The organism is Streptosporangium brasiliense, from assembly GCF_030811595.1.
Lineage (GTDB): Bacteria > Actinomycetota > Actinomycetes > Streptosporangiales > Streptosporangiaceae > Streptosporangium > Streptosporangium brasiliense.
The window spans coordinates 5,266,210-5,291,005 of record NZ_JAUSRB010000002.1; the positions used below are offsets into that span (position 1 = coordinate 5,266,210).

Sequence of the window (24,796 nt, forward strand, 5' to 3'; positions counted from 1 at the left end):
GAAGTCAGCCGTCTGGATTTGACGATGCTCCGGAGGCGGCCTAATGTTCTCAATGCCCCGGGAGCGAGCCGGACGCCGGATCGGCGGACGGGCCCCAGGGCCGACCCCCACTGAACGGACCTTCCCCTTCGGTGTCTGCGCATATCACCTGGAAAACCAGATGATTTGACGCGGCCTGGATGACTAGGTAAGTTCAGAGGGTTGCCTCGGAGACGGGGCACGCAAAACTTTAGTCAAGCTGGACCGGCTCGTGGCAAGTAGCTCAAAATGAGCAGTTTGACACGAAAAGGCCGGGCAAGCTAAGATCGAAATACCGAATGGAACGCCCTGGAAGCCGGGCCGGATGGCCTGGACGACGGAGAACGCGTCCGTTTCTTGAGAACTCAACAGTGTGTTAAAAGCCAGTGCATGAAGCACAACCCCGTCCCACCCACGCAGGTGGGAGGACGGATTCCTTTGGTTGATGACACCGCCACCCTTGCCGGTGGTGGGTGCTTTCAGCCGGGAGCAACTCTGTAGACATTGTTTGGAGAGTTTGATCCTGGCTCAGGACGAACGCTGGCGGCGTGCTTAACACATGCAAGTCGAGCGGAAAGGCCCTTCGGGGTACTCGAGCGGCGAACGGGTGAGTAACACGTGAGTAACCTGCCCCTGACTCTGGGATAAGCCCGGGAAACTGGGTCTAATACCGGATACGACCACTTCCCGCATGGGATGGTGGTGGAAAGTTTTTTCGGTTGGGGATGGACTCGCGGCCTATCAGCTTGTTGGTGGGGTAACGGCCTACCAAGGCGACGACGGGTAGCCGGCCTGAGAGGGCGACCGGCCACACTGGGACTGAGACACGGCCCAGACTCCTACGGGAGGCAGCAGTGGGGAATATTGCGCAATGGGCGGAAGCCTGACGCAGCGACGCCGCGTGGGGGATGACGGCCTTCGGGTTGTAAACCTCTTTCAGCAGGGACGAAGTTGACGTGTACCTGCAGAAGAAGCGCCGGCTAACTACGTGCCAGCAGCCGCGGTAATACGTAGGGCGCAAGCGTTGTCCGGAATTATTGGGCGTAAAGAGCTCGTAGGTGGCTTGTCACGTCGGGTGTGAAAGCTTGGGGCTTAACTCCAGGTCTGCATTCGATACGGGCTGGCTAGAGGTAGGTAGGGGAGAACGGAATTCCTGGTGTAGCGGTGAAATGCGCAGATATCAGGAGGAACACCGGTGGCGAAGGCGGTTCTCTGGGCCTTACCTGACGCTGAGGAGCGAAAGCGTGGGGAGCGAACAGGATTAGATACCCTGGTAGTCCACGCTGTAAACGTTGGGCGCTAGGTGTGGGGACCTTCCACGGTTTCCGCGCCGTAGCTAACGCATTAAGCGCCCCGCCTGGGGAGTACGGCCGCAAGGCTAAAACTCAAAGGAATTGACGGGGGCCCGCACAAGCGGCGGAGCATGTTGCTTAATTCGACGCAACGCGAAGAACCTTACCAAGGCTTGACATCGCCCGGAAACACTCAGAGATGGGTGCCTCTTCGGATCGGGTGACAGGTGGTGCATGGCTGTCGTCAGCTCGTGTCGTGAGATGTTGGGTTAAGTCCCGCAACGAGCGCAACCCTTGTTCAATGTTGCCAGCACGCTCCCTTGTGGGGTGGTGGGGACTCATTGGAGACTGCCGGGGTCAACTCGGAGGAAGGTGGGGATGACGTCAAGTCATCATGCCCCTTATGTCTTGGGCTGCAAACATGCTACAATGGCCGGTACAGAGGGTTGCGATACCGTGAGGTGGAGCGAATCCCAAAAAGCCGGTCTCAGTTCGGATTGGGGTCTGCAACTCGACCCCATGAAGTCGGAGTCGCTAGTAATCGCAGATCAGCAACGCTGCGGTGAATACGTTCCCGGGCCTTGTACACACCGCCCGTCACGTCACGAAAGTCGGCAACACCCGAAGCCCGTGGCCCAACCACTTGTGGGGGGAGCGGTCGAAGGTGGGGCTGGCGATTGGGACGAAGTCGTAACAAGGTAGCCGTACCGGAAGGTGCGGCTGGATCACCTCCTTTCTAAGGAGCATCGGCCACATCCTCAGCTTTGAGGGTCTGGTCCAGGTCATGTCTGCAGGCGCGTGTTCTGCACATGACGCGCTCATTAGTGGAGCACTGGCTAATCAGTCGGGTCGGGTCGCCGGGCCGTTAGTACCGCCCTTCCTCCTTACGGGGGTCGGGAGTGGGAACGCTGGTCGCCGGGGCTGGGCTGGATTGAACACACTGTTGGGTCCTGAGGAAACGGACCGGATGCGGAGCCTGCCTGTGGCGGGCTTCGTGGTCTGTGTGACCTCGTGCGGGACTGTCCTCCTGTCATACCGGCCTGGCCGGGGTTGGGGTTTTGCCTCAGCTTCTGGTGTGGGTGTTTGGTGGTGGGGTGGGTGCGGTCGCTGTTTGTTGTTTGAGATTTGCATAGTGGACGCGAGCATCTTTGTGGCCAAGTTTTTTAGGGCACACGGTGGATGCCTTGGCATCAGGAGCCGATGAAGGACGTGGGAGGCTGCGTTAAGCCCCGGGGAGTCGCCAACCTGACTTTGATCCGGGGATGTCCGAATGGGGAAACCTAGCACCAGTCATGTGGTGTTGCCTCCGCCTGAATGTATAGGGCGGTTGGTGGTAACGCGGGGAAGTGAAACATCTCAGTACCCGTAGGAAGAGAAAACAAATTAGTGATTCCGTGAGTAGTGGTGAGCGAAAGCGGAAGAGGCTAAACCGTATGCGTGTGATAGCCGGCAGGCGTTGCGTGTGCGGGGTTGTGGGACCCTCTGGGAGGAGCTGCCGCTCCTCCAGGCAGTGAGAAATCGATGGGATAGTCGAAGCTTCTGGGAAGTTGCGCCGGAGACCGTGAGAGCCGGGTAGGCGAAATCTTGTCGACTGTTTGAGGGGATCCCAAGTAGCACGGGGCCCGAGAAATCCTGTGTGAATCTGCCAGGACCACCTGGTAAGCCTAAATACTCCCTGATGACCGATAGTGAACAAGTACCGTGAGGGAAAGGTGAAAAGCGCCCCGGTGAGGGGTCGTGAAATAGTACCTGAAACCGTGTGCCTACAAGCCGTAGGAGCGTAGACGTCTTCGGGCGTCTGTGATGTGACTGCGTGCCTTTTGAAGAATGAGCCTGCGAGTTATGGTGTGTGGCGAGGTTAACCCGTGTGGGGGAGCCGTAGCGAAAGCGAGTCTGAATAGGGCGTTTGAGTCGCATGCTGTAGACCCGAAGCGGAGTGATCTAGGCATGGGCAGGTTGAAGCGCGGGTAAGACCGCGTGGAGGACCGAACCCACCAGGGTTGAAAACCTGGGGGATGACCTGTGTTTAGGGGTGAAAGGCCAATCAAACTCCGTGATAGCTGGTTCTCCCCGAAATGCATTTAGGTGCAGCGTTACGTGTTTCTTGCCGGAGGTAGAGCACTGGATGGCCGATGGGCCCGACAAGGTTACTGACGTCAGCCAAACTCCGAATGCCGGTAAGTGAGAGCGTAGCAGTGAGACTGCGGGGGATAAGCTCCGTAGTCGAGAGGGAAACAGCCCAGACCACCGACTAAGGCCCCTAAGCGTGTGCTAAGTGGGAAAGGATGTGGAGTCGCAGTGACAACCAGGAGGTTGGCTTAGAAGCAGCCACCCTTGAAAGAGTGCGTAATAGCTCACTGGTCAAGTGATTCCGCGCCGACAATGTAGCGGGGCTCAAGTACACCGCCGAAGTCGTGGCATTCACACATGTGTCCGAGCCTTTGTGGTTTAGGTGTGTGGATGGGTAGGGGAGCGTCGTGCGGCCGGCGAAGCAGCAGAGTGATCTAGTTGTGGAGGCCGTGCGAGTGAGAATGCAGGCATGAGTAGCGAATCAGAAGTGAGAAACTTCTGCGCCGGATGACCAAGGGTTCCTGGGGCAGGCTAATCCGCCCAGGGTAAGTCGGGACCTAAGGCGAGGCCGACAGGCGTAGTCGATGGACAACGGGTTGATATTCCCGTACCCGCTACGATGCGCCAATACTGAATCCAGTGATACTAAGGGTCCTTAACTCGGTTGCCCCTTCGGGGGCGGCGTCAGAGTGAACGCCTGGCCTGATCTGGTAGTAGGTAAGCGATGGGGTGACGCAGGAAGGTAGCCCAGCCCAGGCGATGGTAGTCCTGGGGTAAGCATGTAGGGAGGACCGTAGGCAAATCCGCGGTCCGCGTATCCTGAGATGTGATGCCGAGCCGATTGTGGCGAAGTGGGTGATCCTATGCTGCCGAGAAAAGCCTCTAGTGAGTGTCGTGGCGGCCCGTACCCGAAACCGACTCAGGTGGTCAGGTAGAGAATACCAAGGCGATCGGGTGAACTGCGGTTAAGGAACTCGGCAAATTGCCCCCGTAACTTCGGGAGAAGGGGGGCCTTCGCTGGTGATGGGACTTGCTCCCTGAGCTGGTGGGGGTCGCAGAGGCCAGGGGGAAGCGACTGTTTACTAAAAACACAGGTCCGTGCGAAGTCGTAAGACGATGTATACGGACTGACGCCTGCCCGGTGCTGGAACGTTAAGGGGACCGGTTAGCTGCAGTAATGTGGCGAAGCTGAGAACTTAAGCGCCAGTAAACGGCGGTGGTAACTATAACCATCCTAAGGTAGCGAAATTCCTTGTCGGGTAAGTTCCGACCTGCACGAATGGCGTAACGACTTCCCCGCTGTCTCAACCGCAGACCCGGCGAAATTGCACTACGAGTAAAGATGCTCGTTACGCGCAGCAGGACGGAAAGACCCCGGGACCTTCACTACAGCTTGACATTGGCGTTTGGAACGGTTTGTGTAGGATAGGTGGGAGACGGTGAAGCTGTCACGCTAGTGATGGTGGAGTCATTGGTGAAATACCACTCTGGTCGTTTTGGACGTCTAACTTCGGTCCGTGATCCGGATCAGGGACAGTGTCTGGTGGGTAGTTTAACTGGGGCGGTTGCCTCCTAAAGAGTAACGGAGGCGCCCAAAGGTTCCCTCAGCCTGGTTGGCAATCAGGTGTCGAGTGTAAGTGCACAAGGGAGCTTGACTGTGAGACCGACGGGTCGAGCAGGAGCGAAAGCTGGGACTAGTGATCCGGCGGTGGCTTGTGGAAGCGCCGTCGCTCAACGGCTAAAAGGTACCCCGGGGATAACAGGCTGATCTTCCCCAAGAGTCCATATCGACGGGATGGTTTGGCACCTCGATGTCGGCTCGTCGCATCCTGGGGCTGGAGTAGGTCCCAAGGGTTGGGCTGTTCGCCCATTAAAGCGGTACGCGAGCTGGGTTTAGAACGTCGCGAGACAGTTCGGTCCCTATCCGCTGCGCGCGCAGGAGACTTGAAAGGAGCTGTCCCTAGTACGAGAGGACCGGGACGGACGAACCTCTGGTGTGCCAGTTGTTCCGCCAGGAGCACGGCTGGTTGGCTACGTTCGGAAGGGATAACCGCTGAAAGCATCTAAGCGGGAAGCTCGCCTTGAGATGAGGTCTCCCACCCGTGAGGGGTAAGGCTCCCAATAGACGATTGGGTTGATAGGCCGGAGGTGGAAGCACAGTAATGTGTGGAGCTGACCGGTACTAATAGGCCGAGGACTTGACCACAAAGCATACCTTGTTGGTCACTGCAGCGCTCTGTCCCTTCGCCGGGTCCGGAGCAGCGCGTGATCAGGGTTGTTGCCCGCGTCCACTATGCGATTCTGAAACAGCGAACACCGCGACACGTGTGTGTTTGACAGTTTCATAGTGTTACGGCGGTTATGGCGAAGGGGAAACACCCGGTTACATTCCGAACCCGGAAGTTAAGCTCTTCAGCGCCGATGGTACTGCACCGGGGACGGTGTGGGAGAGTAGGTCGCCGCCGGACAATCATTCAGGAAAGGCCACCCCTTCGGGGGTGGCCTTTCCTGCGTTCCGGGGACTTTTAACTTTTTCGGGTTGTTCAACCGCCGGGTTCAGGGTCAGCAACGGGGATGAATCCTCGTCGTAACCGCCGATGCCCAGGCCGAGCAGTAGCCGGCTACCTGAGCGGACCGGCGTGAGACGTGCTACGGCTGGCCCCGAAAGGGCGACGAATATCTCACCGAGGTGCTGAAGGTGGAGGGCGGCGCACAGCGTGAGCTCGCCTGCCTGCTCGGTGAAGCAGAGACCACCGAGCTCAACGCGTTACTGGCCGCTGTCGTCTCCGGCTGACACTCGGCTGATCGCGTCCGCCGGCACGCATGATCGTTCATGGTGGTGAGGCCAGAAGGCGTACGGAGTTTGGGCGACTTGCTAGGCTGGAGGGGCCGGGCCACCCCCACCGCGGGTGGCCTTCGTCGCGCCAGACCATGATAGGGCGGGGCAGCGATAGCGAACGGGGCGCACCCCGCGGCCGGAGACCGCCCGCACAGCGAATCGTCCCAGGCATCCAAGAGACGGGACGCGCTCGCCGAGTGAGCAGACGAATGGACCAGAAGTGAACAGTGATAACGGGCGTGACGGCGCGGGCCGGCGCGACGAAGGCGAGAACCGCGGATCCGGCGGTCAGGGAAGCTACCGCGCCGGTGGCGGCAGGGGGCGTCCGGGCGACGGCCCTCGATACGGTGAGCGCCGTGAAGGACGCTCGGGTGGTCCATACGCCTCCCGTGGAGGCGACCGTTCCGGCGGTGGCTATCGGGACAACCGTGATGACCGTGGTGGTCGTCCTCCGTTCAACCGTGATGACCGTCCCGGTGGTGGTGAGCGCCGTTCCTACGGTGACCGCGACCAGGCGCGCAGCCAGTACGGTGACCGTGATCGGGGTGAGCGTCGTCCGTTCAATCGTGATGACCGTCCCGCTGGTGGGTTCCGCGACAGCCGTGGCGGTGGTGAGCGTCGTCCCTACGGCGACCGTGACGACCGTGGTGGTCGTCCTCCGTTCAATCGCGATGACCGCGGCGGGCGTCCTCCGTTCAACCGTGATGACCGTCCCGGTGGTGGTGAGCGCCGCTCCTACGGTGACCGCGACCAGGCGCGCAGCCAGTACGGTGACCGTGATCGCGGCGGCCGTCCTCCGTTCAACCGTGACGATCGCGGCGGGCGTCCTCCGTTCAACCGTGATGACCGTCCCGGTGGTGGTGAGCGCCGTTCCTACGGCGACCGTGACGACCGCGGCGGCCGTCCCTCGTTCAACCGTGATGACCGTGGTGAGCGTCGTCCGTTCAACCGTGATGACCGTCCCGCTGGTGGGTTCCGCGACAGCCGTGGCGGCGGTGAGCGCCGTCCCTACGGCGACCGTGACGATCGCGGTGGTCGTCCTCCGTTCAATCGCGATGACCGCGGCGGGCGTCCTCCGTTCAACCGTGATGACCGTCCCGGTGGTGGTGAGCGCCGCTCCTACGGTGACCGCGACCAGGCGCGCAGCCAGTACGGTGACCGTGATCGCGGCGGCCGTCCTCCGTTCAACCGTGACGATCGCGGCGGGCGTCCTCCGTTCAACCGTGATGACCGTCCCGGTGGTGGTGAGCGCCGTTCCTACGGCGACCGTGACGACCGCGGCGGCCGTCCCTCGTTCAACCGTGATGACCGTGGTGAGCGTCGTCCGTTCAACCGTGATGACCGTCCCGCTGGTGGGTTCCGCGACAGCCGTGGCGGCGGTGAGCGCCGTCCCTACGGCGACCGTGACGACCGTGGTGGTCGTCCTCCGTTCAATCGCGATGACCGCGGCGGGCGTCCCCCCTTCAACCGTGATGACCGTCCCGGTGGTGGTGAGCGCCGTCCCTACGGCGACCGCGACCAGGCGCGCAGCCAGTACGGCGACCGCGACCAGACGCGGGCTCAGTACGGTGACCGTGACCAGGCGCGTGCCCAGTACGGTCAGCGTGATCGGGGTGAGCGTCGTCCGTTCAACCGTGATGACCGTCCCGCTGGTGGGTTCCGCGACAGCCGTGGCGGTGGTGAGCGCCGTCCCTACGGCGACCGTGACGACCGCGGCGGCCGTCCCTCCTTCAACCGCGACGACCGTGGCGGCCGGCCGTTCAGCCGTGACGACCGTGACGGTGGATCCCGTGGTGAGGGCGATGGCTTCCGCGCCCGCTACGGCCGGGACGACCGTCCCGCCTTCCGTGACGAGGCTCCGAGCCGGGAACGTGAGGAGCTGCCTCCTCTCGCTCCGGACATCACCGCGGAGGAGCTCGACAAGGAGATCCGGGACGAGCTGCGCTCCCTCCCGCTCGATCTTGCCGACCTGATCTCCCGTCATCTCGTGGCGGCCGAGCGTGCTCTTGGCGAGGAGGACGCCGAGCGCGCCTATGAGCACACCAAGGTCGCCCGTCGCTTCGCGGCCCGGATCGGTGTGATCCGCGAGGCCGTGGGCATCGCCGCCTACCGTGCCGGGCACTTCGCCGAGGCGCTGAGCGACCTGCGCGCGGCGCGCCGCATGACCGGCTCCGACTCGTTCCTGCCGATCATGGCGGACTGCGAGCGCGGTCTCGGCCGCCCCGAGCGTGCCCTCGACCTGGTCCGCTCCAAGGAGGCCGAGCGCCTCGACCGGATGGGCAAGATCGAGCTTGCCATCGTGGAGTCCGGCGCCCGCCGGGACCTCGACCAGAAGGACGCCGCGGTCATCACGCTGCAGCGCCTGCCGGAACTGCGTGACCCCCGTCCGCAGCCCTGGTCGGCCCGTCTCGCCTTCGCCTATGCCGACGCCCTCGCCGACGCAGGCCATGAGGAGCCCGCCACCGAGTGGTTCGGCCGTGCCATGGCTTTCGACGAGGACGGAGAGACCGACGCGGCCGAGCGCTACGCGGAGCTGACCGGCGCGGTCATCGAGGATCTCGAAGAGGACGACGAGGACCTCGACAACGAGCTCGACGTCGATCTCGAGGACACGGAGATCGACGCTGACCTCGGGGACGATGACTCCGAGGAGGACGACGAGGACCTCGAGGACGAGGACATCGAAGAGGAGGCTGACGTCAGAATCGACGATGTCGCCACCCTCGACGCGGAGATCGAGGCTGAGGACGACCTCGAGGACGATGAACTCATCATCGGCGATTCTGACGAGAACGGGGCCGGCGCCACGGAGGTGACGGACCGGGACAGGTCCGGCGAGAAGGTCGAGACCGGTGTCGGCCCGGCCTTCATCGAGCCGGACTTCGGCGACATTCTCGACGACCCGGCCGACGACCCCGCCGAGATCGACGTCGACGAGGTCGAGAAGAAGAAGTGATCTGGTCCCGCCTCGGGTGAACGGAACCGTCCGCCCGAGGCGGGCGATTCTCTACGGCTGTATCCGGTTCAGCCAGTGGAGGATTCCAGCCACGTTGGACGGGGCGCCGCTGAGGAGTTCGAACTGCTCGGCGGTCGCATCGTCGGCCTTCAGCGCCGCGTAGCGTTCCCGGGTGCGTTCCATGACCATGGCTACCGCGTGGTCCAGGTCCATTCCCTCCGAATGGGCCTGCCGGGTCAGATCGACCCAGACGCGCAGCTCCTCCGCCGAGCGCCCCAGGGTCTCCTCCACGTCAGTGACCGGCCCGTAGTGGCTGAACAGCAGCCGCTGCGGGCCGAGGGCCTCGAACAGGCCGATCGAGTCCAGCGCGGCCTGCAGGTCGAAGTCCGGCGGCGGAGTGGCGGGGCGCAGGTCACCTGTCTCCGGAAGGTAGACCCCGGCGGCGTCTCCGACGTAAAGGTCGCCGGTGCCCGAGTCGATCAACCCTACGTGGTGCTTGGCGTGGCCGGGAGAGTAGTGGCTGTTCAGCGTGCGCCCGTTGCCGAGGTCGACGGCTCCCGTGTCGCCCAGCGCGCGGATGCGCGCCGATTCGGTGGGGGACAGCTCGCCGAACAGGGTGTCCAGCTTGTCGCCCCAGACCATCCGGGCGCTGGCCATCAGCCGGGACGGGTCGGCGAGATGTCTCGCCCCCTTCTCGTGGACCACGATCTCCGCCTGCGGGTAGAAACCGGCGATGTCGCCGACTCCGCCAGCATGGTCCAGATGGATGTGCGTGACGACGACTGTGGCGAGGTCGTCCGGGCCGACACCCAGTGAGGTCAGGGCGTCGCGCACCACGGGAGCGGAGGTGGAGGTTCCCGTCTCCACGAGACAGGGGCGGTCTGCGAGGATGAGATACCCCGCCGTGATACCGGAGTGCCCGGCCATCCTTGTGTCGATCTCATAGACGTCTCCGCCGAGGGCGGTGATGTTGTCCACAGGTCACCTCAGAGTTGGAACCGGCGTCCCCAGAACGGCGTTCGACCGTCCCGGCATAGTCCATATCGTAAAGAGTCGTCTTCGATCGGCAGAGATCGAAGGAGGATTCGATGGATCGCAACGAGGTCACCCTGGTGGGCCGCCTGCCCGAAGTGGTGCGGGTCAGGTCGCTGCAGAGCGGGAGCACGCTCAGCGCCTGGAGGCTGATCGTCCGACGCCATCAGCGGGGCCGCGGGACCCGGGTGGACACCATTCCGTGCGTGTCATTCGAGCCCGAGGTCACCGTGGCCGTGGCCGACTGGCTGCCCGACGACATGGTGGAGGTGGTGGGCTCCCTGCGCCGTCGATGGTGGGGGAGCGAGGGGGCCAAGTCGTCCGGTTACGAGGTCGAGGTCCGCTCGGTGAGACGCCTCGAACGCCGGATCACCACGGTCCTGACCGGTGACGAGGGCATCCCGGCCCCCACTCCGCCCAGGCCGGTGTGCTCGCTCACGCGCGCCGAGGCCGTTCCGGTGGAGGAGTCCATAGCAGTCGGGGCCACCTGCCCGGAGCCGTCCCACACCGTCGAGAAAAGCACCCCGGCGGCGTCCGTCCTACGGCATGTGGAGGTGCCGTCATTGGGATGACCGCCCCCCTGGCCACCTGCCCCGGGCGCCCGCTCCGTGACGGTCCGGGGCGGAGGGCGGAAACAGTGTGGAGGTGCCGTCATTGGGATGACCGCCCCCCTGGCCACCTGCCCCGGGCGCCCGCTCCGTGACGGTCCGGGCCGGAAGGTGGAGACAGTGGAAGAGGTCAGTCGAAGGCGAAGGTGCGCAGCACCAGTCCGGTGCGGGGCTTTGGGCCGAAGGAGGTGGACTTGCGGGGCACCCGCTCCTGCTGGGCCGCTACCGCGAGCACGTCGTCGACCGTCAGCGGGTTCAGCAGCACCGCGGTCCCCCCCGACTCCCGCGCCAGCCGTACCGCCGCCTCCGGGTCGTGGTGCACGATGCGGACCGACTGCTCGTCGTCGTTCATCCCCCAGACCTTCGGCAGCAGGAACTCCGCGAGAACGGAGGTGTTCAGCGCGCGCCAGCGGGCGGAGCGGTGGACGGGCATGGCCTGATCGAGCTGGTCGGGGTCCGGGTCGGTGAGGAGATACGCCGGGCCTCCGGCCGACAGCAGGTAGGCCGGGCCGGTGGCCTCCCGCAGCGCGGCCAGTCCTTCGGCGAGGTCGGCGTGCTCGCGCACCTGCCAGGCCCCCTTGGCCTTGGCCACTGCCTCCTCCAGCGGCAGTCCTGGAATGACGCGGTGGATGGCCTTCAGATCCGGCGGATAGGAGGTGGAGTCCACCAGGAGCGCCAGGCCGAAGTCCCGGGGGCCCGGCTCCGCCGGGTGCTGGGGAACGGCCGTGCCGTCCGTGTCCCGCTGCCCGCGCAGGAGGATGTGGTGCTCACGTTGGAGGGCGTGGTGCTCACGCTGGAGGGCGAGGTAGGTGGCGTAGCGGTGGTGGCCGTCGGCGATGAGGGCCTGACGGGTGCGGAGATCGGCGTTGAGGGAGGCGAGCTCGTCGGGGTCGGTGATGGCCCACAGCCGGTGCCTGAGACCGTCACGGGTCTCCGCCTCGACCAGCGGCTGCCGGGAGAGGGCGACCTGGTCCACCAGGAGGCTGGCGGCGCCGCCGGCGCCTTCGTAGAGAAGGAAGATGGGCTCCAGGTTGGCCTCGGTCGTGCGCATGAGCGCCAGCCGGTCGGCGACCGGTCCGGGCATGACGTCCTCGTGCGGCAGGATGACATGCTGCTCCGGGGCTGCCAGGCCCACGTCGCCGATGAGACCGCGCTGCACGACCCCTGGGCCGATCTGCTCGTAGACGTATACGGCGGGTGTCTCGTCGGGGACCAGCACACCGGAGGAGAGCCAGGCTTGGAGGGTCTCCCGGGCCTCGGCGTAACGGTGGCGGTCGGCTCCGGGAAGGATCAGCCGCACCACGTTGTTGGGATGGGAGTCGAGCAAGTTTCGCACATCGGCTTCTCCGACCAGGTCGTAGGGCGGAGAGGTCACCCTGGCCAGATCGTCGACCGTGAACCTCACGCCGTGAAACGGGCGTAGCACCAGCCCGTCCGGCACCGGCAGTTCAGGATTCGCCATAGGGGGCATGCTGCCATAAAGGCCTGAAACGTCCAGGGACCGCTCCGATGGCGCGGTGGTGCCCGGGCCGTCAGGAAATCGGCCAGAGCTGTCGTCTGTCGATGAAGGAGGCCTCACGTATGGTCCAAGGACGTAGCGGTCCGTCTGATTCCCCCAGCCCCGAGACGGGCGCTCCGGCCGGGGACGTCTATGACTGGTTCCAGCGAGGGATGAAACTTCTGGCGGAGGGAAGTCCGGCGGCGGCTGTCGCGCTGCTGGAGCGCGCCGCCGACGCCGAGCCGGAATCACGGAGTATCCGCGAGGCGCTCGCCCGCGCCCAGTTCAACTCCCGGCAGTACTCCGACGCGGTTGACAGTTTCCGCTGGATCGTCGATGCCAATCCGGCCGAGGACTACGCCTATTTCGGGCTCGGCCTCGCCCTGTGGCGCACCGGAGACATGGAAGGGGCCCAGGAGCCGCTGGCCATCGCCGCGGCCATGCGTCCCGACCAGCGGCACTACGTGTCGGCGTTGAAAAGCGTCCGGGCCACGTTACGCGCCCGCCGGACGTGATCCTCATGGGTGATGAAATGGGCAGGTGACTACAGAGACGCTGATAACCCCGTATGACACCCTTCTTCTCGACCTTGACGGCGTGGTGTACCTCGGGCGCGACGCCGTGCCCGGGGCTCCAGAGTCGTTGCGCGAGGCGGCGGAGCGCGGTGTGCGGCTCGCCTACGTCACCAACAACGCCTCGCGCACCCCGGGGGCGATCGCCGAGCACCTGAGCGCGCTCGGCGCCCCGGCGGCCCCCGAGGACGTGGTCACCTCGGCCCAGGCCGCCGCGCGGCTGGTGGCCGAGCGGTTCGGGCCGGGCGCGGCGGTGCTGGTGGTCGGCGGGATGGGGCTGCGCAGCGCCCTGCGCGCGCATGGCCTGCGCCCGGTCAGCACCGCCCTGGACGGTCCGGCCGCGGTGGTGCAGGGCATCGCGCCCGGCCTCACCTACGGCCTGCTGTCGGAGGGCGCGCTGGCCGTACGGCAGGGCGCGCTGTTCGTGGCCGCCAACGCCGACTCGACCATGCCGACCGATCGGGGCGAACTGCCGGGGAACGGCGCCATGGTCCGGGTGATCGCCACGGCGACCGGGGTGGAGCCGATCGTCGCGGGCAAGCCCGAGCCGCCGCTGCACCGCGAGTCGATGCTGCGGACCGGCTCGGAGCGACCGCTGGTGGTCGGCGACCGCCTCGACACCGACATCGAGGGGGCGACCAACGCGGGAGTGGACAGCCTGCTGGTGCTGACCGGGGTGGCGACCCCTCTCGACCTGCTGACCGCCGGTCCCCGGCATCGGCCCACCTACGTCGCCGCCGACCTGTCGGCCCTGCACAGGCCCTACCCGCGGGTGGAGCGCAACGGGAGCGGCTGGGCCTGCGAGGGGTGGACCGCCCGGTGGGAGGCGGACCGGCTCCGCCTCGACGGGCGGGGGGACCCTCTCGACGGGCTCCGGGCGGCCGCCGCCGCCACGTGGGAGGCCGCCGGAGAGGGACAGGCGGACGAGGACGCGGTGAAGGCCGTGCTCGACTCCTCGCTGTCCGGTCACACGCCCGCCGGATAGGCCGCCCGCCCGCCGGATAGGCGGCCCGCCTCCGGGCGGGAGGAGCGCCCCGGGCGGAGACCCGGTGCGTCCTGTCCGTACTCTCCGGAGCCGGACCGCTCAGAGGAGCTTGCGGAGACGGAGAAGGTCGCCGAAACTCGCGTCGATCTTGACCCGGCCGCTGAACACCGCCCGCCCCATGTCGAGCTCGCCGTTCACCAGGGACACCAGGTCGTCGCTGCCGATGGTGAGTTTCACCTCGGCGGGCCTGCCGTCGGCGGGGGGCGAGTCGTCGAAGGGACCCAGGCCGCCGTGGTGGATGCGGCCGTGGAAGGTGACGCCGAGATCGCGGATGTGGCAGCTGATGCTGCGCTCGACCACGTGCCTGCTACGGCTCTCCTGGTCAACCTCGTCGAACTGCTCGGCGAGTTTGCGTAGTGCCACCCGGCACTCGTCGACGGTCGCCATCGCGCGGCGCTCCCTTCTGTTCGGGCCGACCCGAATCCCTTGAACCTACGGACGGTAGCGTTCCACATGAATACAGCGTGCGATCCGGCGCGCGGGGGACGCGCCGGAGGGGGAGGCCTCCGCCATGGCGTTCGGAGTCTTTCGAGGGGCGGGAGAATCTCAATGAGGTGACAACGAGCGGAACCCCCTCGATAGTTCGCGACATGCCCGCTTCCGGGGAGAGCGACATGTCCGCTTCCGGGGAGACCGGCCTGTCCCGCATGCCCGGCCAGGTGGTTGGAGGGCCGCGGGCCCGTCACGGCGGGCGGGGCCGTACGGCGGCCGGCCGGCCGGGCTTCATCACCGCCGAGGCGGACTCCCCGCTCGCGCCGGGCCGTACGGCCCGGGCCCGGTGAAAGCCGCCGGGCGCGTGGGCAGGGCCGCGGAGAGGGACGGAGGCGGGGGAAGGGAACCAAGGGGCCGGAAGGTCCCAGGGGGCGAAGGTGTAGAAGGCCGCCGAGGGCGCGGAGAGGGAGAAGGGCGCCCAGGGGCCGGAAGGCCGCAGGGGGCGGATGACAAGGGTGCGCGTAAGGTCGCAGCGGGGGCGGAGACGGGGAAGGGCGCCGGGGGCGCGGAAGGGCACCGAGGGCGTGGCCGGGGGTGCCGGGGCGACGGGCGCCGGGGGTGCCGGGGCGACGGGCGCCGGGGGTGCCGGGGCGACGGGCGTCGCGGCTTCCGATACGGTCAAGGCGTCCACGGGCGGGGCGGCCCGCGCGCCGCGCGCCCGTACGACCACCAAGACGGCCAAGAGCACCTCCGGAGGGGGCGCATGACAGACCTGCCGGAAGAGACCGGCGAGAAGCGGGTCGACACGGCGCTGGGCGGGCTCGCCCGGCTCGGCGCGGTGCCCGTCTCGGCGCACGTGAGCGTGTTCGAGGAGGTCTTCACCGGGCTGGAGCAGGCGCTCGCCTCGGTGGACGGCGCCGTGGACCAGCAGCGGTGAGCCGGCGGACGCGTCTCGACAGCGAGCTCGTGCGCCGCAAGCTGGCCCGGTCCCGGGAGCAGGCGGCCCAGCTCATCGAGGCGGGCAGGGTCAGTGTCGGCGGCCGGGTGGCGGCCAAGCCCGCGACCCAGGTCGACACCGCCTCCGCGATCGTGGTCACCGAGGCCGCGGAGGGCCCTGACTACGTCTCGCGGGGGGCGCACAAACTCCTCGGCGCCCTGGAGGCGTTCGGCCCGCGGGGGCTGACCGTCGAGGGGCGCCGCTGCCTGGACGCCGGGGCCTCGACGGGCGGCTTCACCGACGTGCTGTTGCGCGCCGGCGCGGGGCACGTGCTCGCCGTCGACGTCGGGTACGGCCAGCTCGCCTGGTCGCTGCGGACCGACGAGCGGGTCACGGTCATGGAGCGGGTCAACGTCAGGGACCTGACGCCGGACATGGTCGGAGAGGCTCCCACCCTGGTCGTCGGCGACCTTTCCTTCATCTCGCTGCGCCTGGTGCTGCCCGCCCTGGCGCGGTGCGCCGCCGACCGGGCCGACTTCGCGATGCTGGTCAAGCCGCAGTTCGAGGTCGGCAAGGAGCGGGTCGGCGCCGGCGGGGTGGTGCGCGACCCCGCACTGCGGGCGCAGGCCGTGCAGGATGTGGCCGAGGCCGCGCAGGCACTCGGCCTGACCGTGCGGGGCGTCACCGCCAGCCCGCTGCCGGGTCCGTCGGGCAACGTGGAGTACGTCATCTGGCTGGGCAAGGGAGAGGGCGCGCCGCCGGTCGAGGACCTCGGCGCCGAGATCGAACGCGCGGTGGAGCAAGGCCCCCAGTAGTGGTTATCCCCCGAAAGAGTGGAACATGACTACCAAGCGCACCGTGCTGGTCACCGCCCACACCGGACGGGAGGCGGCCGTCGAGGCCGCCCGGACGGTGATCGGCCGGCTGGTGGACGCCGGGCTGACCGTGCGCATCCTCAACGCCGAGGCCGAGGCCATCGCCTGCGCGGGGGCCGACGTGGTGCCCGCCAGCGCCGCGGCGGTCCAGGACGCCGAGATGATGATCGTCCTCGGTGGCGACGGCAGCCTGCTGCGGGCCACCGAGCTCGCCCGTCCGGCGGGCGTGCCGCTGCTGGGCGTCAACCTCGGGCACGTCGGGTTCCTGGCCGAGGCCGAGGTCGAAGACCTGGCGGTCACGGTGGACTGCGTGGTCCAGGGCCGCTACGACGTGGAGGAGCGGATGACCGTCGAGGTCACCGCCCGCCTCAACGGGCAGCTGCTGGCCGACACCTGGGCGCTCAACGAGGCCACCGTGGAGAAGAACGACCGGATGCTGGAGGCGGTCGCCGAGATCGACGGGCGCCCGCTGTCGCGCTGGGGCTGTGACGGGATCATCTGCGCCACGCCGACCGGCTCCACCGCCTACGCCTTCTCGGCCGGCGGGCCGGTGGTCTGGCCGGAGGTGGAGGCGCTGCTGCTGGTGCCGATCAGCGCCCACGCGCTGTTCGCCCGGCCGCTGGTGATCTCCCCTCGCTCCACGGTGGCGCTGGAGGTGCAGCCGGAGACGGCCGGGGCGGTGCTGTGGTGCGACGGCCGCCGCCGGTTCGACCTGCCCGCCGGCGCACGGGTCGAGGTCCGCCGGGGCACGGTCCCGGTACGGCTGGCGCGGCTGCACGGCGTGGAGGACACCGGAGCGCCCTTCACCGACCGGCTGGTCGCCAAATTCGACCTCCCGGTGCAGGGGTGGCGTGGCAGGGTGCGGTCGTAGCGCGTCCGGGCGATCGTCGTCCCGAGCGCGTAGGATCGTGCCCGCGCACCGCACTGATGTTCGGTGAATTCGATGTGACGGGAGGGACCAGTGCGACCCAGGGTCGAGGAGGTCCGCATCCAAGGGCTCGGCGTGATCGACGAGGCCGTCCTGGTGCTGTCGCCGGGGTTCACCGTGCTCACGGGCGAGACCGGTGCGGGAAAGACCATGGTGGTGACCGGTCTGGGGCTGCTGTTCGGCGGCAGGGCCGATCCCGCCCGCGTCCGTCCGGGCTCGGACAAGGCCACCGTCGAGGGCACGCTCATGGTGGACCCGGCGGGCCGGGTGGCCCAGCAGGTGCAGGATGTGGGCGGCGAGATCGAAGACGGAGAGCTGATCATCTCGCGCACCGTCTCCGCCGAGGGCCGCAGCCGCGCCTGGCTGGGCGGCCGCACCGTCCCGGTGGGCACGCTCACCTACCTGGCCGAGGACCTGGTGGCCGTGCACGGCCAGATGGACCAGCAGCGGCTGCTCCAGCCGGGCCGCCAGCGGGCCGCCCTCGACCGCTACGCGGGTGAGGACCTGGTCAAGCCGCTGCGCGCCTACGAGCACGCCTACAAGCGGCACAAGCAGGTCGCCGACCAGCTGGCGGAGCTGACCGCCAGGGCCCGGGAGCGCGCGCAGGAGGCCGACCTGCTCAGGTTCGGGCTCGACGAGGTCGAGCAGGCCGACCCCAGAGCGGGCGAGGACGCCGAGCTCCGCGAGGAGGTGGAGCGGCTCTCCCACGCCGACTCCCTCCGGAGCGCGGCCGAGACGGCGCACCGGGCGCTGTTGGGGGACCCGATGTCCGGCGAGCAGGTCATGCAGGACGCCGTCACGCTGGTCGGTCAGGCCCGCACGGCCGTCGAGGCGGTGCGGGAGTTCGACCCGACGCTGGCCGGGATCGCCGACCGGCTCGCCGAGGCGGGATATCTCATCTCCGACGTCGCCACCGAACTGGCCGCCTACGCCGAGTCGGTCGAGGCCGACCCGGTCCGGCTCTCGGTCGTGCAGGAGCGCCAGGCCGTGCTCGCCCATCTCGTCCGCAAATACGGCGAGGACACCGGGGCGGTGCTCGCCTGGGCCGCCCAGGCGGCGCAGCGCGTCACCGAGCTCGAAGGCGACGACGAGCGGATCAGCGACCTCACCCGGGAGCACGAGGAGCTCACCGGGCGCCTCACCGAGCTGGCCGCCGAGCTGACCCGGATCCGGGCCGCCGCCGCCGAGCGGTTCGGGCAGGCCGTCACCGAGGAGCTCACCGCGCTGGCCATGCCGCACGCCCGGGTGGTGGTCGGCATGACGGCCGCCGACGACTTCGGCCCGCACGGCGTCGACGAGGTCGAGCTGCGCATGTCCCCGCATCCGGCCTCGCCGCCCCTGCCGCTGAACAAGGGCGCCTCCGGCGGTGAGCTCAGCCGGGTGATGCTCGCCATCGAGGTCGTGTTCGCCGGTGCCGACCCGGTGCCGACCTTCGTGTTCGACGAGGTCGACGCGGGCGTGGGCGGCAAGGCCGCGGTGGAGATCGGCCGCCGTCTGGCCCGTCTGGCCCGCACCGCCCAGGTGATAGTCGTCACTCATCTGCCCCAGGTGGCGGCCTTCGCCGACCAGCACCTGGTCGTGGAGAAGGCAGGCGACGGCAGCGTGGTCCGCAGCGGCGTGGTGGCGCTCGACAAGGACGGGCGGGCGCGGGAGCTGTCCCGCATGCTGGCGGGGCTGGAGGACTCCGAGCTGGGCCGCGCGCACGCGGAGGAGCTCCTCGCGATCGCCGCGGCGGACAAGGCCTGAGGAGGACTGTTTTCGGATGCTCGGGGGAGCAGGAGCACGTGAGGATCTTCTGTGACGAATCCGACGTGCTGCCGTGGGTTTGGCGTGCCCGGTCATTCGCTCTGGCAGGATGGTCGTGATGAAGGTGCCGATTGACGAGCTTCAGAGCAGGCTCACCGGTTACCTCCGCCGCAGGAAGGTCACCGGCCTTCCCGGGGTGACGGCAGTGGCGAGAATCGATCGGCGGACCAAGGGGCTGACCAAACGCCTCCGGCCCGGGGAAATCGCGATTATCGATCACGTTGACGTCGACCGTGTGAGCGCGGAGGCGCTTGTCGCGTGCGGCGCGGCGAGCGTGGTCAACGTTGCCGCGGGCATCAGCGGCCGCTACCCCAACCTGGGTCCGCAGATCATCGTCGACGCCGGGGTGCCGTTCGTCGACAACGCCAGCCCCGAGCTGTTCGAGCGGATCAAGGACGGCGATCTGGTCCGGGTCCACGAGGGGGCGGTCTACCTCGAGGACGAGGTGGTGGGCAAGGGCGACGTGCAGACGGCCGAGTCGGTCGAGGCCGCGATGGTCGAGGCGCGGGCCGGGCTGACGGTCCAGATCGAGGCGTTCGCCGAGAACACCATGGAATACGTCCGGCGCGAGCGCGACCTCCTCATCGACGGTGTCGGCGTGCCCGACGTCCGGACCGTCATGGAGGGGCGGCACGTCCTCATCGTGGTGCGCGGTTACCACTACAAGGAGGACATCGCGGCGCTGCGCCCCTACATCCGCGAATACCGCCCGATCATGATCGGGGTGGACGGCGGCGCCGACGCGCTCATGGAGGCCGGCTACCTGCCCGACATCATCGTGGGCGACTTCGACTCGGTCTCCACCAAGGCGCTCACCTCCGGCGCCGAGCTGGTCGTGCACGCCTACCGGGACGGCCGGGCGCCGGGCCTGGAGCGGGTCCAGCAGCTCGGCCGCGACGCCGTGATCTTCCCGGCGATCGGCACCAGCGAGGACATTGCGATGCTGCTGGCCGACGACAAGGGAGCCGACCTGATCGTCGCCGTCGGCACGCACGCGACCCTGGTGGAGTTCCTCGACAAGGGGCGCTCGGGCATGGCCAGCACCTTCCTCACCCGGCTCCGGGTGGGCAGCAAGCTCATCGACGCGAAGGGCGTCAGCCGGCTCTACCGCAGCCGGATCTCCACCCCGTCCCTGCTCCTGCTCGTCGCCACCACGCTGATCACCATGGGGGTGGCGATCATCGTCTCCCCGGTCGGCAAGATCTGGCTGGACAGCGTCCGCGACGTCTGGAACGGCTTCATCTTCTGGCTGGTCGGACTCTTCTCGTGATCGATTTCCGCTATCACCTCGTCTCCATCGTCGCCATCTTCCTCGCGCTGTCGGTCGGCATCGTGCTGGGCACCAGCTTCCTGGAGGACCCGGCCATCAAGACGGCCGAGGCCTTCGCAAACCAGCTCCGCATCAGGAACGACGAATACCGCACCGAGCTGGAGACCCTGCAGAAGCGTGAGGCGGCCAACGACGCCTTCGTCACCGCCGACACCCCGCGGCTCGTCCAGGACGCCCTCGCGACCGAGCGCGTCGTGATCGTGGAGGCCCCCGGCACCACGACGGCCATGCGTGAGGCGGTGCAGGAGGTGATCGCCAAGTCCGGCGCCACGGTGACCGGCCGCGTCATCCTCGGCGAGGACTACGTCGACGTCAGCCAGTCGGCTCTCATCGACAAGCTGGTCACCGAGGCCAAGCCCGTCGACATGACCCTCCCGGTCGAGGGCACGACCTACGACCGGGCCGCCGCGCTGCTCGCCGGAGCGATCGTGACCAGTGACCCCGCGCAGCTGGGCAAGGTCGATCCGACCGCGACCGGAGTCCTCGAAGCCTTCCAGCGCGCCGGTCTGATCACCGTCACCGACCAGCCCGCCAAGCGTGCCGACCTGGCCGTGCTGGTCGCGCCCGCGGAGCCGTACACCGGGGAGAGCGCCGCCCAGCAGGCGGGCGCGATCGTGTCGATGGCCCTGGGCCTGGACGAGGCCGGCCGGGGCACCGTGCTGATCGGCCCGCCCACCGGCGCCGCGGCCGGCGGGGCCATCGCCGCGCTGCGCGAGGACACCGCCGCCGCGGAGAAGGTCTCCAGCGTCGACAACATCGATATGCCCGCGGGCCGGATCGTGGTGGTCTACGCTCTGCGGGAGCAGTTGTCCGGGGTCGCCGGGCATTACGGCATAGGTGCCGGTGTCTCGGGCACCGAACCCAGTGCGCCCCCCGCCCCCACCCCCACGGCCACCTCCGGAGGATGACCCGATGGCCCGTCGTGCTTTTCTCGGCGCCCTGGCCGGCGCCTTTCTCGGTGCGGCGGCCGCCCGCGCCGCCTACGCCGCCTTCACCCGCAGGCCGCCGGTCGGCGACGCGGAGACCTGGGAGCGGACCAACCACCGGGGCGAGCCGATCACCCTGCTCGAGGGCCCGGCCGTCGTCGCGGGCGCGGGGGTGGCCGCCGCGGTGGTCCCGGGCCTGCCCGCCCGGGTCCGCGCGGCCGTCCTGCTGGCCGTGGCCGGTGCCGGCGGCCTCGGCGCCTACGACGACCTGTACGGCGCGACGTCCTCCAAGGGATTCAAGGGCCATCTGAGCGCCCTGGCCAAGGGCGAGGTCACCAGCGGCGCCGTCAAGCTCCTGGGCATCGGCGTGACGGGCCTGGCCGCCGCCGCCGCGACCTCCCGGGGTCCCGTCGACACCGCGGTCAACGGCGCGCTGGTCGCCGGCGGCGCCAACCTGGCCAACCTCTTCGACCTGCGTCCGGGCCGTGCCGTCAAGGCCGGCCTGCTCGCCGGCGCGCCGCTGCTGGCCGTGGGCCTGCGCCGGGACACCCCGGTCCCGGCCACCCTGGCCGCGCTGCCGATCGGCGCCGCCGTCGCGCTCCTGCCCGAGGACCTCGGGGAGCGGGCGATGCTGGGCGACGCGGGGGCCAACGCCCTGGGGGCGCTGCTCGGCCTGGCCGCCTCGGTCACCCTCGGCCGCCCCGGGCGCCTGGCCGTGCTGGGCACCGTGGTCGCGCTGACCGCCGCCTCGGAGAAGATCAGCTTCACCCGGGTCATCGCGGGCAACCCCCTGCTCAACCGCATCGACATGCTCGGCCGCCGTCCCGTGGAGCAGGCGCCCGGCGACCGATGATCAGAAAGATCGGGCAGGGGGTCGCCGGGGCGGCGCTCCTCATCGGGATCGTGACCGTCGCGGCCCGGCTCGTCGGGTCCGGCCGCTATCTCGTCCAGTCGCAGACCGTGGGCAACCTCTGCCTCAGCACCGCCTACAACACCGCCAACTACGTGCCCAACATCGTCTTCGAGCTGGTGGCGGGGGGCGCGCTGGCCGGGATGGTGGTGCCGGTGCTGGCCTCGGCGGCCTCCCGGACCGCCGAGGACCCCGAGGCCAGGGCGGAGGTCAGCCGGACCACCTCGGCCCTGCTCACCTGGGCGATGCTCGCCCTGGTGCCGCTGACCCTGCTCATCACCGCGTTCGCCGGGCCCATCGTCACGCTGCTGGTCGGGAAGGTCAAGGACTGCGACGTCTCCCTGGTGATCGAGGTCGGCACGGACATGCTCGTCGTGTTCGCCCCCCGGATGATCTTCTTCGGACTCGCGGTGGTCCTGTACGGCGTGCTCCAGGCCCACCGGCGCTTCATGGGGCCCGCTCTGGCGCCGCTGGTCTCCAGCCTGCTCATCGTCGCCTCCTACCTGGTGTTCGCACCGGTCGCGGACGGAGCCGCGGACGAGCTGTCGGATCTCACGACAGCCGGGATGCTGACGCTCTCCCTCGGTGCGACGATCGCGGCCGCGGCGATGGTGCTCACCGTGGCCGGCCCGGTGGCCCGGCTCAGGCTGAGGCTGCGGCCGTCGCTGTCCTTCCCCCCCGGAGTCGCGGCCCGCGCGCGGCAGCTGGCCACCGCGGGCATCGCCGTGCTCATCGCCCAGCAGGTCGCCCTGACCGTCGTGGTCCGCCTGGCCAACGAGCTGGGCGGGGCGGGGGCGACGGGCGTCTACACCTACGCGTGGGCGCTGTACCAGCTCCCCTTCGCGGTGCTCGTGGTGCCGATCGCCACCAGCTCGTTCCCGGTGCTGTCCGCCCGGGCGGCGGAGGGGGACCGGGCCGGTTTCGACAGCCTGGCCTCCTCCACCACGCGGGCGATCCTGCTGGTGACGGGGCTGGCGGCGGGGGTGATGGCGGCGGTGGCCATGCCGATGTCCCGGATCTTCCTCGAGGGCACCGACGGCGGCGACCCGCCGGAGATGGCCAGGGCCGTCCTGCTGTCCGCGCCTGGCCTGGTGGGATATGGGTTGATGCTCCATCTCGCGCGGGTGCTGTACGCCTGCGGCCGGGGCCGGTCGGCGGCGGTCGCGTCCGTGACCGGGTGGACGGTGGCGCTGCTGGCCCAGATCCTGCTGGCCCGCGCCGCCGGTGACCCGTCCGAGGTGGTGGGGCGGCTGGGGCTGGGCAGCACCGTCGGCATGACCGTGGGCGGGGTGCTGCTGGCGCTGGCGGTCTTCCGGGCCAGAGGCGCCGGCGGGCTGGCCGGCACGTGGCGGGCCGTGCTCGCCGCCGTGCTCGGCGGGGCCGCTGCCTACGGGGCCGGGCTGGCCGTCGTCACGGCGGCCGCCGGCGTGTCGAGGTGGATGTGCGTGGCGGTCGGGGCCGGGGCGGCGGTGGTCGGCGCGGCGGCGTTCGCGGCCGTGGCCGCGGTGGTCGACGGACCGGACGCCAGGATGCTGCTGGGCCGCTTCAGGCGGATGCCCATTGCAGGAAGGACCGGTGGCGATGACTGACTCGGGCGCACGGCTGGCGCTGGTGCTGGGGACCAGCGCGGGCGGGGTCGGACGGCATGTGGCGATGCTGGCCGAGGGGCTGGTGCGCAGGGGGCACCAGGTGGTCGTGGCCGGGCCGCCGGAGACCGAGGAGACCTTCGGGTTCGGCCGGTCCGGGGCGCGGTTCGTACCGGTGCCGATCTCGGACCGGCCCCGCCCGCTCCATGATCTGCGGGCGGCGCGGGCGCTGCGGGCGCTGCGCGGGGCGCACGCCGTGCACGCCCACGGGCTGCGGGCCGGGGCCCTGGCCGCGCTGGCGCTGGCCGGGACCCGGACCGGCCTGGTGGTGACCCTGCACAACGCCGCCACCGCGGGCGGCGTGGTCGGCGCGGTCTACGGGGTCCTGGAGCGGATCGTCGCCCGGCGCGCCGACCGGATCCTGGTGGTCTCTCCCGACCTGGGGGAGCGGATGGCCGGACTGGGCGCCCGGCATGTCGAGGCCGCCGTCGTCCCGGCGCCCGAGCTGCCCCCCTCCGGGCGCGGGCCGCAGGAAGTACGGGCCGAGCTCGGCACGGGGGAGCGGCCCGTCTTCCTGACGGTCGCCAGGCTCGCCCAGCAGAAGGGCCTGGAGACCCTGCTCGACGTCGCGGCGGCCTTCGGCTCCGGCCGGGCGTCCGCGCCGCGGGCGGTGTTCCTGGTCGCGGGGGAGGGGCCGCTCCGCCAGGAGCTCCAGAAACGCGTCGACCGGGAGAACCTGCCGGTGCGCCTGCTGGGCGACCGGGGCGACGTCGGGGATCTGCTCGGGATCGCGCGGGCCCTGCTGGTGCCCAGCCGGTGGGAGGGACAGCCGCTGACCGTGCAGGAGGCGCTGCGGGCCGGGACGCCGGTGATCGCCACCGCGGTGGGCGGCATCCCGCCGATGGTGGGCGAGGCCGGGCTGCTGGTGCCGTACGGAGACGTCGCCGCGATGCGCGCGGCGGTGGAGAGAGTGCTCGCCGACGACGATCTCGCCGCCGCCCTGGCCGCGGCGGCCGCGCAGAGGGGCGGCGGCCTACCTGGACAGGAGCAGGCGCTGGAGGCCGTGCTGGCGGTCTACGGGGGCCTGCCGCGGCGGGGAACAGCGGGCGGGGCCTGATTGTTCGGTTAGGTGCTGC

General features: G+C 68.8%; 17 protein-coding genes and 3 rRNA genes. 17 read left to right on the top strand and 3 right to left on the bottom strand.

The window, feature by feature from the left end; translation table 11 throughout:
- Positions 1 to 523: 523 nt before the first annotated feature.
- From J2S55_RS32645 to J2S55_RS48725, 4 genes are all read left to right on the top strand, one after another.
- A 16S ribosomal RNA gene (locus tag J2S55_RS32645) occupies positions 524 to 2,046 on the top strand.
- A gap of 416 nt (positions 2,047 to 2,462) precedes the next feature.
- A 23S ribosomal RNA gene (locus J2S55_RS32650) occupies positions 2,463 to 5,586 on the top strand.
- 145 nt (positions 5,587 to 5,731) lie between these two features.
- A 5S ribosomal RNA gene (rrf, locus tag J2S55_RS32655) occupies positions 5,732 to 5,848 on the top strand.
- Together the 16S, 23S and 5S rRNA genes form the textbook arrangement of a ribosomal RNA operon.
- Before the next feature lie 591 nt (positions 5,849 to 6,439).
- Positions 6,440 to 9,175, top strand: coding sequence for a heme biosynthesis protein HemY (locus J2S55_RS48725; RefSeq protein ID WP_503167704.1), 2,736 nt, complete (start codon positions 6,440 to 6,442; stop codon positions 9,173 to 9,175).
- Positions 9,176 to 9,226: 51 nt separating this feature from the next.
- Here J2S55_RS48725 and J2S55_RS32670 read toward each other — a convergent pair whose 3' ends face one another.
- The gene (locus J2S55_RS32670) at positions 9,227 to 10,153 is read right to left on the bottom strand and encodes an MBL fold metallo-hydrolase (RefSeq protein WP_306868772.1); all 927 of its coding nucleotides are present in this window, start codon (positions 10,151 to 10,153) and stop codon (positions 9,227 to 9,229) included.
- A gap of 110 nt (positions 10,154 to 10,263) precedes the next feature.
- Between J2S55_RS32670 and J2S55_RS32675 the strand changes: the two genes are divergently transcribed.
- A complete protein-coding gene (locus tag J2S55_RS32675) occupies positions 10,264 to 10,779 on the top strand; it encodes a single-stranded DNA-binding protein (protein WP_306868773.1) in 516 nt (171 codons plus the stop codon).
- A 166-nt stretch (positions 10,780 to 10,945) separates the two neighbouring features.
- Here J2S55_RS32675 and J2S55_RS32680 read toward each other — a convergent pair whose 3' ends face one another.
- On the bottom strand, positions 10,946 to 12,277 hold the full coding sequence (locus J2S55_RS32680; RefSeq protein ID WP_306868774.1) for a DUF1015 family protein: 1,332 nt from the start codon (positions 12,275 to 12,277) through the stop codon (positions 10,946 to 10,948).
- 119 nt (positions 12,278 to 12,396) lie between these two features.
- On the opposite strand from J2S55_RS32680, the gene J2S55_RS32685 reads away from it, so the two are divergent.
- The gene (locus J2S55_RS32685; RefSeq protein ID WP_370879803.1) at positions 12,397 to 12,828 is read left to right on the top strand and encodes a tetratricopeptide repeat protein; all 432 of its coding nucleotides are present in this window, start codon (positions 12,397 to 12,399) and stop codon (positions 12,826 to 12,828) included.
- A gap of 25 nt (positions 12,829 to 12,853) precedes the next feature.
- Positions 12,854 to 13,870 (top strand): HAD-IIA family hydrolase, encoded by a 1,017-nt coding sequence (locus J2S55_RS32690; protein ID WP_306868777.1) that lies wholly within the window; start codon positions 12,854 to 12,856, stop codon positions 13,868 to 13,870.
- A gap of 99 nt (positions 13,871 to 13,969) precedes the next feature.
- Here J2S55_RS32690 and J2S55_RS32695 read toward each other — a convergent pair whose 3' ends face one another.
- Positions 13,970 to 14,317, bottom strand: coding sequence for an SCP2 sterol-binding domain-containing protein (locus tag J2S55_RS32695; RefSeq protein WP_306868779.1), 348 nt, complete (start codon positions 14,315 to 14,317; stop codon positions 13,970 to 13,972).
- Positions 14,318 to 14,520: 203 nt separating this feature from the next.
- Between J2S55_RS32695 and J2S55_RS32700 the strand changes: the two genes are divergently transcribed.
- The 10 genes from J2S55_RS32700 (at position 14,521) to J2S55_RS32745 (ending at position 24,777) form a co-directional block, all read left to right on the top strand.
- Positions 14,521 to 14,712 (top strand): hypothetical protein, encoded by a 192-nt coding sequence (locus J2S55_RS32700; protein WP_306868781.1) that lies wholly within the window; start codon positions 14,521 to 14,523, stop codon positions 14,710 to 14,712.
- A gap of 413 nt (positions 14,713 to 15,125) precedes the next feature.
- Positions 15,126 to 15,299 (top strand): hypothetical protein, encoded by a 174-nt coding sequence (locus J2S55_RS32705; RefSeq protein WP_306868783.1) that lies wholly within the window; start codon positions 15,126 to 15,128, stop codon positions 15,297 to 15,299.
- Positions 15,296 to 16,114, top strand: a complete 819-nt coding sequence (locus tag J2S55_RS32710) for a TlyA family RNA methyltransferase (RefSeq protein WP_306868785.1) — start codon at positions 15,296 to 15,298, stop codon at positions 16,112 to 16,114. Before J2S55_RS32705 ends, J2S55_RS32710 begins: the two co-directional genes overlap by 4 nt.
- A gap of 25 nt (positions 16,115 to 16,139) precedes the next feature.
- The gene (locus tag J2S55_RS32715; protein ID WP_306868788.1) at positions 16,140 to 17,045 is read left to right on the top strand and encodes an NAD kinase; all 906 of its coding nucleotides are present in this window, start codon (positions 16,140 to 16,142) and stop codon (positions 17,043 to 17,045) included.
- A 90-nt stretch (positions 17,046 to 17,135) separates the two neighbouring features.
- A complete protein-coding gene (recN, locus tag J2S55_RS32720) occupies positions 17,136 to 18,848 on the top strand; it encodes a DNA repair protein RecN (protein ID WP_306868790.1) in 1,713 nt (570 codons plus the stop codon).
- A gap of 118 nt (positions 18,849 to 18,966) precedes the next feature.
- Complete coding sequence (gene steA / locus J2S55_RS32725) at positions 18,967 to 20,178, top strand: putative cytokinetic ring protein SteA (RefSeq protein ID WP_306868792.1); 1,212 nt, start codon at positions 18,967 to 18,969, stop codon at positions 20,176 to 20,178.
- Positions 20,175 to 21,146, top strand: a complete 972-nt coding sequence (locus J2S55_RS32730) for a copper transporter (RefSeq protein ID WP_306868793.1) — start codon at positions 20,175 to 20,177, stop codon at positions 21,144 to 21,146. The genes steA and J2S55_RS32730 overlap by 4 nt, the downstream gene beginning before the upstream one ends.
- Before the next feature lie 4 nt (positions 21,147 to 21,150).
- On the top strand, positions 21,151 to 22,017 hold the full coding sequence (locus J2S55_RS32735; protein ID WP_306868795.1) for a hypothetical protein: 867 nt from the start codon (positions 21,151 to 21,153) through the stop codon (positions 22,015 to 22,017).
- On the top strand, positions 22,014 to 23,663 hold the full coding sequence (gene murJ / locus J2S55_RS32740) for a murein biosynthesis integral membrane protein MurJ (RefSeq protein WP_306868796.1): 1,650 nt from the start codon (positions 22,014 to 22,016) through the stop codon (positions 23,661 to 23,663). Before J2S55_RS32735 ends, murJ begins: the two co-directional genes overlap by 4 nt.
- Entirely contained in the window at positions 23,656 to 24,777 is a 1,122-nt protein-coding gene (locus J2S55_RS32745) for a glycosyltransferase family 4 protein (protein WP_306868798.1), read from the top strand. Before murJ ends, J2S55_RS32745 begins: the two co-directional genes overlap by 8 nt.
- The last annotated feature ends 19 nt before the right edge of the window (positions 24,778 to 24,796 follow it).

Bases quoted from the DNA above. Each gene is read 5' to 3' on its own strand.
- J2S55_RS32715 (WP_306868788.1), top strand. From the start codon at position 16,140: ATGACTACCAAGCGCACCGTGCTGGTCACCGCCCACACCGGACGGGAG.
- J2S55_RS32735 (WP_306868795.1), top strand. From the start codon at position 21,151: ATGGCCCGTCGTGCTTTTCTCGGCGCCCTGGCCGGCGCCTTTCTCGGT.
- murJ (WP_306868796.1), top strand. From the start codon at position 22,014: ATGATCAGAAAGATCGGGCAGGGGGTCGCCGGGGCGGCGCTCCTCATC.
- J2S55_RS32695 (WP_306868779.1), bottom strand. From the start codon at position 14,317: ATGGCGACCGTCGACGAGTGCCGGGTGGCACTACGCAAACTCGCCGAG.
- J2S55_RS32705 (WP_306868783.1), top strand. From the start codon at position 15,126: ATGACAGACCTGCCGGAAGAGACCGGCGAGAAGCGGGTCGACACGGCG.
- J2S55_RS32675 (WP_306868773.1), top strand. From the start codon at position 10,264: ATGGATCGCAACGAGGTCACCCTGGTGGGCCGCCTGCCCGAAGTGGTG.
- J2S55_RS32745 (WP_306868798.1), top strand. From the start codon at position 23,656: ATGACTGACTCGGGCGCACGGCTGGCGCTGGTGCTGGGGACCAGCGCG.
- J2S55_RS32700 (WP_306868781.1), top strand. From the start codon at position 14,521: ATGCCCGCTTCCGGGGAGAGCGACATGTCCGCTTCCGGGGAGACCGGC.
- J2S55_RS32685 (WP_370879803.1), top strand. From the start codon at position 12,397: ATGGTCCAAGGACGTAGCGGTCCGTCTGATTCCCCCAGCCCCGAGACG.
- steA (WP_306868792.1), top strand. From the start codon at position 18,967: ATGAAGGTGCCGATTGACGAGCTTCAGAGCAGGCTCACCGGTTACCTC.
- J2S55_RS32680 (WP_306868774.1), bottom strand. From the start codon at position 12,277: ATGGCGAATCCTGAACTGCCGGTGCCGGACGGGCTGGTGCTACGCCCG.